The 11,664-nt window shown below is 68.0% G+C and carries 9 protein-coding genes and 2 pseudogenes; 3 read left to right on the forward strand and 8 right to left on the reverse strand.

Annotated features, from left to right (window positions below; genetic code table 11):
• Positions 1–1,401 (reverse strand): ISAzo13 family transposase (locus tag AC5WS8_RS38335; RefSeq protein ID WP_496108103.1); only part of this gene is annotated, 1,401 nt, incomplete at its 3' end.
• A gap of 23 nt (positions 1,402–1,424) precedes the next feature.
• Here AC5WS8_RS38335 and AC5WS8_RS38340 point away from each other — a divergent pair.
• Both AC5WS8_RS38340 and AC5WS8_RS38345 read left to right on the forward strand, forming a co-directional pair.
• A pseudogene (locus AC5WS8_RS38340) lies at positions 1,425–1,913 on the forward strand (transposase); the annotation flags it as partial.
• Positions 1,913–2,281: a hypothetical protein gene (locus AC5WS8_RS38345; protein WP_496108104.1), complete on the forward strand. Its 369-nt coding sequence runs from the start codon at positions 1,913–1,915 to the stop codon at positions 2,279–2,281. The pseudogene AC5WS8_RS38340 and the gene AC5WS8_RS38345, both read left to right, overlap by 1 nt.
• Positions 2,282–2,288: 7 nt before the next feature.
• Here AC5WS8_RS38345 and AC5WS8_RS38350 read toward each other — a convergent pair whose 3' ends face one another.
• Positions 2,289–2,564, reverse strand: a complete 276-nt coding sequence (locus AC5WS8_RS38350) for a helix-turn-helix domain-containing protein (protein WP_496108105.1) — start codon at positions 2,562–2,564, stop codon at positions 2,289–2,291.
• Positions 2,565–2,796: 232 nt separating this feature from the next.
• A complete protein-coding gene (locus AC5WS8_RS38355) occupies positions 2,797–3,228 on the reverse strand; it encodes a transposase family protein (protein WP_496108106.1) in 432 nt (143 codons plus the stop codon).
• A gap of 681 nt (positions 3,229–3,909) precedes the next feature.
• Between AC5WS8_RS38355 and AC5WS8_RS38360 the strand changes: the two genes are divergently transcribed.
• Positions 3,910–4,068 (forward strand): hypothetical protein, encoded by a 159-nt coding sequence (locus AC5WS8_RS38360; RefSeq protein ID WP_496108111.1) that lies wholly within the window; start codon positions 3,910–3,912, stop codon positions 4,066–4,068.
• Between the two features lie 21 nt (positions 4,069–4,089).
• Here the strand turns inward: AC5WS8_RS38360 and AC5WS8_RS38365 are convergent.
• The 5 genes and pseudogenes from AC5WS8_RS38365 to AC5WS8_RS38385 form a co-directional block, all read right to left on the reverse strand.
• Positions 4,090–4,176 (reverse strand): annotated as a pseudogene (locus AC5WS8_RS38365) (type I-E CRISPR-associated endoribonuclease Cas2); the annotation flags it as partial.
• Positions 4,177–4,620: 444 nt separating this feature from the next.
• Positions 4,621–4,899, reverse strand: a complete 279-nt coding sequence (locus AC5WS8_RS38370) for a hypothetical protein (RefSeq protein WP_496108107.1) — start codon at positions 4,897–4,899, stop codon at positions 4,621–4,623.
• On the reverse strand, positions 4,899–8,501 hold the full coding sequence (locus tag AC5WS8_RS38375; protein ID WP_496108108.1) for an ALF repeat-containing protein: 3,603 nt from the start codon (positions 8,499–8,501) through the stop codon (positions 4,899–4,901). The genes AC5WS8_RS38370 and AC5WS8_RS38375 overlap by 1 nt, the downstream gene beginning before the upstream one ends.
• Positions 8,502–8,678: 177 nt before the next feature.
• The gene (locus tag AC5WS8_RS38380; RefSeq protein WP_496108109.1) at positions 8,679–10,271 is read right to left on the reverse strand and encodes a trypsin-like serine protease; all 1,593 of its coding nucleotides are present in this window, start codon (positions 10,269–10,271) and stop codon (positions 8,679–8,681) included.
• A gap of 34 nt (positions 10,272–10,305) precedes the next feature.
• Positions 10,306–10,824: a hypothetical protein gene (locus AC5WS8_RS38385; RefSeq protein WP_496108110.1), complete on the reverse strand. Its 519-nt coding sequence runs from the start codon at positions 10,822–10,824 to the stop codon at positions 10,306–10,308.
• Positions 10,825–11,664 lie beyond the last annotated feature (840 nt).

The following is an 11,664-nucleotide window of genomic DNA, read 5'->3' on the forward strand; positions in this document are numbered from 1 at the left end:
CTCGCTGTAGCGTTCCTGGGACCGGGCGGCCTGGAGCGGGGCCAACACGGAGCACAGATCCATGAGTTGTGTGCTAGTCAGTCCGGTCAGGCGCGGGTCGGCCAAACGGGCCAGGAGCGCGCGACGCCGTTCGGCGACACCGTGTGCCTCCCCGGTGGCGGGCGGGGTCTGCGCCGTGGCGGGTTCGGGCAGCAGGGTGTAGTTCCACTGGCCGTGGACATCGTGCTTGACCAGGGGCAGGGCGGCGAAGCGGTCCTTGCTGATGGCGATGCCCGTGGGGTAGTCGCCGCAGTCCAGGCGGGCCTCGACAAGCAGTCCGGCCCGGGTCCGGGTGGCGGCGATCGTCTCGATGACGACGTCATGGCTGGTCAGGGGGCGTCCACGCCAGTTATGGGTGGTGTGGGAGAACAGCCTGTGCTCGATCTTGTTCCACTTCGAGGTGCCGGAAGGGAAGTGGCAGACGGTGATCGCCAGGCCGGTCTCGGCGGCCAGCGCGGCCAGTTCGCTCTTCCAGACCCGGTAGCGGTAGCCGTTGGAGCCGCCGGCGTCCGCGGTGATCAGCAGCCGGGTGGCCTGCGGATAGTCGTCGTGCCCGCGGGCCTTCCACCAGCGGCGGATCGACTCGACGGCGAAGGTGGAGGTGTCGTGGTCGACGCCGACGTTGACCCAGCCGGTGTTGCGGGCGATGTCATAGATGCCGTATGGGATGGCCTGCTCGACGTCCGGGCCGCTGAAGAAGAAGTGGTGGTCCTCGACCCGCACCGGCTCGCCCTTCGGGCGCCACTCGCGTCCGGCCATGGGCAGGCGGCCGATCTGCTCGCGTTTCTTGGTGTCTACGCTGATCACCGGCTCGCCCGCCGCCTGGTGCTGCTTGACCTGCTCGTTGAGATAGTGGAACTGGGCATCACGGTCGGGATGTTGGGCACCTTCGAGAGTCTTGGCGTTGGCCTGCAGACTGAAGCCGGCCTGCTTCAGCAGCCGTCCCACCGTCGGTGCCGAGACCGGGTGCCCCTGCCGGGTCAGTTCTTCGGCCAGGTGGCGCAGCGACTTCGTCGTCCAGCGCAGCGGGGATTCCGGATCACCTCGCTCGTCCGGCTCGACCAGGGCCATCAGCGCCTCCACCAGGCCGGAGTCGATCTTCTCGGCCGGTTTACGGCCTCCGCCTTCGACGCGGATCCGTCCGCCGGGCAGCGGCTCGGCGCCAGCTTCCAGTTCCGCGATTCCCCGGCGCACGGTGGTCTCGCTGACAGCGGCTGCCCGGGCGGCAGCCCGTACGCCGCCGTGACCGAGCAGCCTTGCCTCGGCCGCTATCGCCAGACGCCGCTGCCGCTCGTTCAGATGCGGCAGCAATGCCGCGAAACGGCAGTCGAGTTGAGACAGCATCTCCACCGGGATCGCCATACCAGGCCAACGAGCCGCTGATCACAAAGCAACAGGTTGATTCTTGGCGGCTTCACAAGGCCCGAAATGTCACGAACACCCTGCCGAAGTCCGCGCAGCCGGGCGCGACGAAGGCGATGCAGGAGATCTACAACGCCGAGGACCGCGCGCACGCCGAGAAGGCAATCGACGCGTTCGCGAAGACCTACGGGCAGAAGTGGCCCAAGGCCGTCGCGAAGATCGTCGACGACCGGGAGGAACTGCTGGCGTTCTACGACTTCCCGGCCGAGCACTGGATCCATCTGCGGACCACAAATCCGATCGAGTCCACGTTCTCCACGGTCAAGCTCCGCACCAAGGTCACTCGCGGCGCCGGCAGCCCAGCCGCGGCCCTCGCCATGGTGTTCAAGCTCGTGGAATCCGCCCAGGCCCGCTGGCGGGCGATCACCGGCGCACACCTGGTCCCGCTGGTCCGCGCGGGCGCGAGGTTCGAGAATGGCCAGCTCGTGGCGCGAAACGAGGTCGCGGCCTGATGACCGCCCTGGATCCCCTCACCGACGAGGAACTGGACGAACTCGACGAGCTGGCAGGGGCCGCGACTCCGGGCCCGTGGTTCGTCCGCAGCCTCGACGATGCCGACGCCATGAGCCTTGTCGCCGTGAGCACAGTGCCCGACACCGGCCTCGGCGAGCGGTGGCCGGGCTTCGACCACCGCGAAATCGTGGCGGCGACCCTCATCCAACAACCCCGCTACGTCGATGCCGTCGATGAGCGATGGGACGAGAACGCGCACTTCATCGCGGCAGCCCGCGGCACCGTCCCCCGCCTCGTCGCTGAAATCAGGCGTCTGCGCCAACAGCTGGAGGCCACCAGCCCTACGAATGGTCAAGAAGCGAACTGATCCACAACTATTGACAATTGCTCCGGGTGAACGTGGAGTAGGCACCCTCATAGACGAGTGCGGTCACCTCGTCGAACAGCGTGGACGCCCATAGATGCGGATCGTCTGCCAGGCGCTGTCGGCAGTACGGAAGAAAGGGCACGAACGCATCCGGTGGCTGACGGCGCTGTCCAGGGGCCCGCTCGTTGTTCAGATAGTCCCGGATCGTCTTGCGGTCCCGGCCCAGATGCCGGGCGATCGCTGAGATCGTCCATCCCTGACGACGCAGTGCATGCGCATCCACGTCTTCCTCCCGCGTGAGCATCCAGGCCCCCGAACAGGCCGAACTTGCGCACGCAGGCTGTCCACGACACGCCAACACCAGTTCGACACGCCGGGAAAGATCACGCGAAAGGTGGGGAGATCAACTGAGCAGGTTTGGCGACCCACTGATCGCGAAGTGGGGAAATTCAAAGAGCGCCATCAGCGCTGAATTCGGCCGTCGTCGAGATCGAGAAGTTCGGCAGGTCCGGTACTCACACCCGCCGTGCCAAGCTCAGGTCCGCGGTCTGCTGGTGGGAGAGCAGGGCGGCGACTGCCCGGACCGTGTCGCTCATGTGCTCACGACGGCCGAGATGGCGGGCCAAGGACCGCCAGTTCTTGAGATGTGCGATGCCGTGTTCGACGCGGATACGGCGTGAGGAATGTGCCTTGCGCTGGCGCTCGTGCATCTCCTCGTACCAGTCCGAGGCGTTCTTCTTGAACTTGCGGTGCGGTGGCGTCACGACGCGCCCACCGGTCTGCGCGCCCAGCCCCTGGTAGCCGGCGTCCGCGAGGATCTCGACCACGGGCCCGCCTACCAGGTGTTTGACCAGCCCTAACTGGCGTGCGTGGGTGATGTCCGCGCAGCTTGCGGGCCGGGTCGGACTGCACCACAGCACGCGTCCCTCGCCATCGGTGACCACCATGAATTTGACGGCGTTCTGCTTGTTCTTGCCGGAATGAACTTGTCCCGGTCCTTGCGCCCTTGGGCCGGCCGCCGGACCCGGATCTCGGTGCCGTCGATGATGCCGGTTTTCCCCGTCGCACCGAGATGGTCGACGACTTCGGCCAAGGTCCGCAGCCGCACATCGGGGGCGATGGTGCAACCTTGCTCGGCGAGCAGGGGCGCACCTCGTTGATGGCCCGGGTGATGGTCGAGCGGTCCACGTGGAACCAGCAGGCCAGCACGTCGTGGGTGGTCCCGTGACGGAGATGGACAGAGGGTAGCCAGGAGCCTGTCGATGAATACGAGCCGGTGCTTTGCGCCGGCGCCCACGGCCCGCTTGCGCGGCCGGGAGGCAAGCCTGACCTGATGGCGCTCGTGCCAAAACGAGCCAACCTCGGCGACGAGTTCAGCAATCACGTCGGCCGTCAGGCCCGTGATGCGCCGGTTGCTGATGACCACTGCACGAGTAGCGCTCGCCACCATGCAACCATGATCAACGATCACGGACTCGGCGCCTCACCGCCAACCATGCACGAGCTCGTACGGAACGGCGTTCTGACGGCTGCAGGCCCGCGGCCAGCACGTTCCCCGGAGACGGCATAGGCGGCGTTGGCTTCTGCCCTGCCGGCTTCGGCGGCGTTCTTGTGGGCGGCTGGCGGCGATGCCCGCGGCCTATGCGATCAGCTGCTGGATCCTGCCCCTCGTGGGCGGCGGCGAGCTGGTCCTGCCGTTGGGCCTTGTACTGGCCGACCGCGATGAAGACGTGGAGCAGGTCGGAGGGGGTGACGGCCTGCCGAACTCGGTCGCGTACGCGGGCTGAGACGGCGTCCACGAAGATCCCGGGAACGACCTCACTGGTCCATCGGCTCAAGGCACCGCGCAGGTGATCCGGGACCGCTGTTGTGGCGATCACCCGCATCGACGGCATCAGGCACGACCCGATGCATAGTTGACACCTGCCGGCAGAACGCCCGCTTTGGGATCCCGCAGGTGGACCATCTCGACATCGGGTATTCAGAAAGGTTCTCCATTTCGGAGACGGCACCGGACGTGTCGGGGTGCTCCTGTGCAAGGAGAGCTTGGACGTCGACCACGTCACCCCCGAGAAGGCCGACGAGCGAGGGCCCCGGCTCGACCGCGGCCGTCACGGCGGCAGGCCACCGAGGATTCGACCGGGAGATCCACCGCCGACGCCCATGATCAAGCGCTGGTTCAACGATTCATTGACTTCGGCGGCATCCCCACCGGACAGGAGAAGACCGCCACCTCCTGGGAAGCGGCGGTCACACTCGCGTCCTTCAGATTCCGCTGGGTCGTGGAGCCCGTACCGCAACCTTACGTGTGCGAGCACTCGGGCGACCACGAGCCGCAGTCACTGCTCCCGGGCCTGACGGAGTCGCTCGGACAGAGGCACCTGCTGGGGCGGCCTCAAGATGAACTTGTCCTTCTGTTCGTCGAAGCAGTCCAGGTAGCACGTGACGCTCTGGCCGACTTCATACCGGTCCTCGTCGTCGATGTAGAGAGCATCGATGAGGCCCACGCGTGAGAGTCCCGCATCCACGATCACCCCCCAGCGGAACACAGCCTCGACCCGGCCATTGATCAACTGGCCGAGCAAGCTCGACTCCTGGGCACTGAGCTGGTCGTTCATTACTCACCTACGACGCTTCGGGGGTATTGGTTGAGTATGTCAAAGTCTGTGTTCGGAATGGCCACTTCGGTCCCAGGAACTCCATTGTGGGCTCCCACGTACTTGGCGAAGTATCGGTCGAAGTCAGCCTTCGGGATTCGAACCTGAAGAACTTTGTTATCGTAGCCACCGCGACTGGCGTAATCAAGCGCGATGGTTTTGCCGTCTTCCTCGAGGCCGAAGTACGCCCGTCCATCCGGGTAGCCATTCCCTGAGCCAGGAAAATCACGCTCCGTGAAGCCATCCTCGAGGAGCTTGTCCGTCATCCCCTTGCCCGGAGCCTTGTAAATCGTGACCGATTCTTCGTCCTGGGCTTCCCGGAGAGCATTTTGCAGGCCGTCGCTGAACCTATGAACGCCGTCGCTGGCGTACTGGAGGCCTTCTCCGGTCACAGCGATGCCGCCGCCGACTGCTACTACGGCTTCCAGACAGCCGCCGCCCAGGGTCTCGGGGCACAGGACGAGTCCTCCGCCTCCACCGAGGACTCCCTCGGTGATCCCTAGATCGGCCATGAAGGCGCCACTAAGGCTTTCAGCAAGGCCGGACAGGATCTGTGGGCTGTTGTCCCAGAACGCCTTGGCGTAGGGACTGACGGTATTCACCGTGCTTTTCAGCCAGTCGGGCATCCAACTGTTGTCATCATTATCCTTGTTGTTCTTGTCCAGGTATTCCTCATACACCTTCCAGCGATTAGTCATCTCTTGCTGCTGTTTGACGATGACGGCCTGATAGGCGTCGATTTCCGCTGCGGCTGCCGCTGCGGCGTCCTTGCCGGCAGTGGTGGCCGCGTCACGAGCCTTCCAGGCGCTGGTCCAGGCTGCAGCAGCAGACGATACTGCCCAGTTCGCCGACCGGCGCGCAGCTGTGGCGGAGCTGAGGGCATCGGCTGCGGCGTTTTCGGCGGTCTGCTGGGCGTTGCGGGCGGTCTTGGCCGAGGCGGCGGCGTCCTTGGCGGACTGTTCGGCCTGGGTGGCGTAGCCGTTGGCCTGAGTGGCGTACTTCTGGGCGTCGTTGGCGGCTGCTTCGGCCTGCCTGCGGTAGCCCTCGGCTTCTGAGTCGGCTCGGGCGGCCCTGGCTGCTGCCCTGCCGGCTTCGGCGGCGTTCTTCTGCGCGGTGGCGGCGATGCCCGCGGCCTGCGCGATCAGCTGCTGGATCTGCCCCTCGTGGGTGGCGCCGAGCTGGTCCTGCCGCTGGGCCTTGTACTGCCCGACCGTGATGAAGGCGTGCAGCAGGTCGGAGGGGCCTTCCAGCGCGATGCGGGCTGCGGCCCTGACCTGCGGGCCGTTGTTCTTGTTGGTGGTGTCGGCGAGCTGGGCGGCGCGGACGCGTTCGTCCTGGGTGCGCGCCTGCGAGTCGCCGGTGGTGATGAACTGGCGCAGGGCGTCGGTTGTGTCGGTGTTCAGTGCGGTGCGGCCGGCCTGCTGTTCGATCGGGCCGGCGTTGGCGATGATGCGGGCGATGTACAGGCGCATGTCCTGCTTCATGGCCTCGTACTGGCCGGTGGCCAGGAACGCGGTCACCGCAGTGGCATCTCCGCCGAGCGCCTGGCCTGCTGCCTTGCGCACATCCCCTGAACCGGCAACCAGCGACAACTGGTACACCTGGTCGCGGTCGTCTCGCTGCGCGGCCTGTTTCCAGCCGGTGCGGATGTAGGCCAGGATGTCGGCGTCGGAGCCGGCCAGGGCGACCTCGGCGGCGACGGCGCTCCAGGGCCTTCCGGTCTTCAGGAACCCCAGGGCCACCCTGCGCACCTGCGGCACCAGATCCGCGGCACCAGTACCGGCTGCGGCTTGGTCGCTGAGGTGCTGAGCTTGGTCGGCGAGGTCCTTGGCCTGCTGCACGGCTGCTTCCTGCGCTGCGGTGCGCTGGTCCTCCTGGGCCTTGAGGTCCCGGGCGCGGGCGATGGCCTCGTTGGTCCGGGCGGTCAGCTGCTCCGTGTCAATACGGACCGCAAGGTCGTGGACCTTCTGGGCCTTGGCGACCGCCGCGCTGGCCACGTCGGCGTCCTTCTTGGCCTCCTTGGCGTGCGCGGCGGACTGCTTGGCGGCGGTCGCCGCCTCACCCGCGTGCTTGGCCGCGTCGTCGGCGGCCTTGGCCGCGTTCTCCGCGTGGGTGGCCGCGTCGTTCGCGGCGTCACGGGCTTCCCCGGCGGCGGAGGCGGCCTCCTGTGCCAGTGCCTGGGCGGCGTCGGCGGCACGGGCCGCCTCGCGGGCGTGCCGGTGCGCGGCGGCCGCGGCGTTCTGCGCTTCGGCGGAGTGGACACCGGCCTGGTCCGCGTAGGAGTTGGCCTGGTCGGCCGCGTCCGCGGCGTCGTTGGCGTTGCTGCCGGCGCCGCTGGCCGCCTTGGCCGCATCCGCAGCCGACGAAGCGGCGGTGCGCGCCGAATCGGCGGCTTGGGCGGCGGCGTGCGCGCCCGCAGCGGCGTCCCGTGCGTTCTGGGCGGCCTTGCGTGCGGCTCCTGCCTGGCCGGCGTCGAGGGCCGCGTTCGCGGCGGCGTCACGGGCCTGGGAGGCTGCCTCGGCGGCACCGTCCGCGGCCGCGGCGGCAGCCGAAGCCGCGTTGGCCGCGACGCGGGCGGCATCGGTGGCAGCGTTCGCGGCGCTGATCGCGGTCTGTGCGGCGGTGGCGGCCTGCTGGGCGGCGGACGCCGCGCGGGCGGCGGATGCTGCCGCGTGCTGGGTGTCCTTCTGCGCCGCCTGCGTTTCCGCGGCGGCCTTCTGGGCGGCGGCCTTGGCCAGTTTCGCCGCGGTCACCGCACGGGCGGAGGCGTCCTTGGCGGCCTGGGTCTGCTGCCCGGCCAGCTTGCCCGCCTTCGCCGCCTGATCGGCCAGCTGCGCGATGGTGGCGTGTTCCTGGTCGTGGGCGCGGGCCACGTACTGCCCGACCTGGAGGAACTCGTGGATGTCGTCCGGGCTGCCGTTGATCGCGATACGGCCGGCCGCCTGGACGTTCGGCCCCCCGGCATCGATGATCTGCGCGGTCTGGACGCGCTCGTCCTGTTCCTGCTCGGTGTACTGGTCGTTGGCGAGGAACTTCTTGATGTCCTCAGGCGTGCCGTTCAGCGCGGCCTGGCCGGCCTTCCTCACCAGCGGGCCGCTGACGTCGATGATCTGCGCGACCCGGATGCGCTGGTCCTGCTCCAGCGGCGCCTTCCAGCCGTCCTTCAAGAAGGCTTTCAGCTGGTCGGGGGAGTTGCTGTCCAGGGCGGCGCGGGCGGCCTGCTGGAGGTAGGTCCCGCCGACACTGGCGACCTGAGCGGTGGCGACGCGCTCGTCCTGGAACTGGATGTCGGAGGCCTGAGCCAGGAAGTTCCGGACGTCGTCGTCACCGCCGACCAGGGCGGCTTCGGCGGCGGCGCGCACGCCGGAACCGCCGGTCTCCCACAGCCGCACCACCTTGGCGCGGTCGGTGTCCGGAAGCGCACCACCGATTCCGATGTCTGTCGGAGCGGTTCCGTCGGCCGTGGCCGGGGAGGGTGCGGGTCCCAGCAGGCCCAGTACCAGCGCGCTGGGCAGCAGGCCCAGACACAGCACACGCGCCGCGTGCTGTGCTCCTGCCGCCACGCGCCGCGGGCGTCGTGGATGTCTCACTGCGGACTCTATTCGTCTCATGGGTTATGGGGGGTTGTGTGCACCGGCTCGCACAGGGACCTGCACCGATCACAGGCCGTGCGCGACCGGGCCCGAGGGGGCGGCCCGCCGGTGTTCCGCGGAACCGCCCGTCGAACGGTGTGTGGAAGGTCAGTTGGCGGGTGCGAGTTGGACTTCGTCGTGCAGGCCGTTGGCGTCGACGCCGGTGAAGAGGCTGACGTGGCCGTCGTTCCAGCGGACGAGGATGTCGTTCGCGGCCGTGTTGGCGGTGAAGGCGCCCGCGGCGACCACGGCGGCGTCCTTCCACTCCGAGTTCCTCGGCCGGATCTTGATCTCGCCGGGCAGGGCCTTGCCGGTCAAGCCCGGGTAGAGGGTGGTTTCCCCGTCCACCCAGCGCACCAGCAGATCATCACTGCTCTTGCCGGTGAAGGACCCCGTGGTCAGTTCCTCGGCGTAGGGCCAGGTGGTGGTGTTCTTGGCGACGATCTGCGTCTGCTTGCTCAGTCCGTTGGCCGCCAGATCAGCGAAGACGGAGACGTGGCCGTCCTTCCATTCCACCAGCAGGTCGTCGCGGTGACCGCCGGGCGTGAAGCGGCCGGCCACCAGCAGACGCGCGTCGTTGCGCCAGGCGGGAGTGTTCCGCGGGGCGAGTTGCTTCTCACCGTGGAAACCCTTGGCATCCACGGTCGTGTACTGGGTCATCTCGCCGTCGGTCCAGCGCACGACGAGCCCGTCCGTGCCACCGCCGGTGGCATTGACACCGGTGACCGAGACGGCATGAGTCCAGATGCTCTTCCGGGGCGCCAGCTGGTACTCGGCGGCGAAGGGGCGCGCGGCATCGTTGCTGTCGCCGCCCTGGTAGAGGGTCACCTCGCCGTCGTCCCACAGCACGATCAGGTCCATGTGGCGGCTGCCGCCCGCGGAGCCGCCGGTGTAGTAGCCCGCGGTCATCTGCACGGCATGCTTCCACGGCGCGTTCGCGAAGGTCGTGCTGTAGGCGACCTGCTGGACCCAGCCCGCCAGATCGTCGACCCGGGCCGCCACCGCCCCGGTACGGGTCTCGGACGGGTCGGTGCCCAGACAACCGCCCTGCCAGGACCGGCTGCTGACACCGACGACAGCCGCATGACCGGCGGAGGTGCTCAGCACCGGTCCGCCGGTGTCGCCCTTGCAGATCGCCGCGCCGTCCGACTTCCCGGCCAGATCGACCGTGGTGGCGCCGACGGTCTGGGTGGTGAAGGCGGCGGCGTGCACCTGGTCGGGCACCCACTCCTCGTGTGTGCGGCCGTAGCCCGCGGCCTGTACCTCGTCGCCCGCACCGGGTGCCGTGGCCGCCACCGGGATCGGGGTGACACCGACTACGGGCTTGGCCAGTTGAGCCATCACCACGTCCCGGTCCGAGCGCGGCACGAGGTTCACCACCTGCTGAGCGGTGCCGCCGATGGTGGCGGTCGTCTTCAGCTTCGGCGCGCCGGGGGCGAGGGTGGCGCCCGGGGTGTCGGTGAAACAGCTCGCGGCCGTCAGCAGCCACTGCGGGGCCACCAGGGTGGCCGAACAGCCGCGCTGTCCGCCGATGTCGAGCCGTGCGGTGGTGGTGGACACCGCGTCAGAAGCCTGCGGACCCGATACGGCGGCCGCGGGCGTGCCCGACAAGGCGGCGACAGCCAGCGACGCAGCCGTGATCAGACCGGAAGTCCGCGCGGTGCGCGGACGAAAGCGAGACATGAATGTTCCCCGTTTCATGTGAGATCGGTGAGAAGAAGGACGGGGCGGTCGGTCAGCCCGTGACGCGCAGTTCCACCAGAACAGTGGACGCACCCCCGGCGGTCCCCTCACCGACGCTCTGATAGCCGTTCTTCGCCACGCTCACCGTCTTGACCGGCGCGGCCGGGTCACCCTGCGGCTTCAGATCCGCGCTGATCGGATGATCAGCGGTCTCCAGCGCGATGACGTGCGGGAGCTCCAACGTGAGGTAACCGGTCTTGGCCGTCGCCTTGAAGCAGTAGGCCCCCTGCGGGTTCCCGCCGGAGCCCTGCACGGTGAGGACCCTGATCTGCTGAGCCGATTCATCACACGCGGCAAGGGTGATGTGCCCGTCCCCCTTGATCAGCCTGATGCCCTTGTCGTGCTGAATCTGATCCGCGTTCGGGTAGGCGAAGTCCTCCACCGCCGACGGCGGTGTGTCATTTCCCGACGGCGGCTGCGGGTCCGCAGAAGCGAGCATCGGCGTGCCCACAATCGCCAGGACGGCAGCAATCCCCGTGAGCGGGAGCATCCTGCGGATGCGAGGAGTCACCCGGATTCCTTTCCAGGCACGGGTGACGGCATGACGGAATAACATCTGCAGCCCCCCGGTGCACACAGACGTAAAGCAAAAATAAGTGGTCGACTGTGATCCTAAAGCAGCGTCAGACGTAAACCAACGTAATAAGCCTCACGCACAGCTCACGGAACCTACACCGCAGCTTCACAGTCAGGGCATGCGCATGCGTCACCGACATGACACATCACCCACCAAAGATCGCGGGTCGGGCTGATGCCCAGACTGGCGTCATAGTTGCCCACTAAATTTCTTTTGAAGCCGCCATCGCGGCCAATCAGCTGCCGCTTGGCGCGTGCCGGCGGCCACCCAGACCTCTGCCCTACGGGGAGCAACGCATCAGATTCCGCGGCCGCCGCCAACCGTCTGCCGTGGAAGGATCGGCCGGGCGCGGTCGGACGCTCCTGTTGACGGTGCTCGCCTTCGCCGACGGTGAAGCCTGCGACCGCGCAGCGCGGACTCGTGGCCTTCGGGCACGCGGCTGAGCTGCTGAGGAGAACGAGCAGCCAGCAAGCAGACTGCGGCCGACGTGCGGAGGGCCGCTCACCCGGTCCTGCAGCCGCCCGCTCATGCGCTGGTCCGATCCGGCCGTCGTCACTGCCGAGCAGATGCGGAACGTGTCAGACGTGGAGAACACCGCTCCCCTAGCGGCCCCGGAGACGTTCGGTGTCGGGCCGTCCAGGCGACCGCCGCACCGCAGCTGTCCTGACGGGCACGTCACCGTGCCGCGGCACGACCTGACCGCGGTGGTCCTTCCCTAACCTCACGCTTTCGCGCGACGGGGCGTCCGGTGGGTGATCAGAAACGCGAAGAGTG

Source organism: Streptomyces sp. PTL18 (assembly GCF_059510295.1).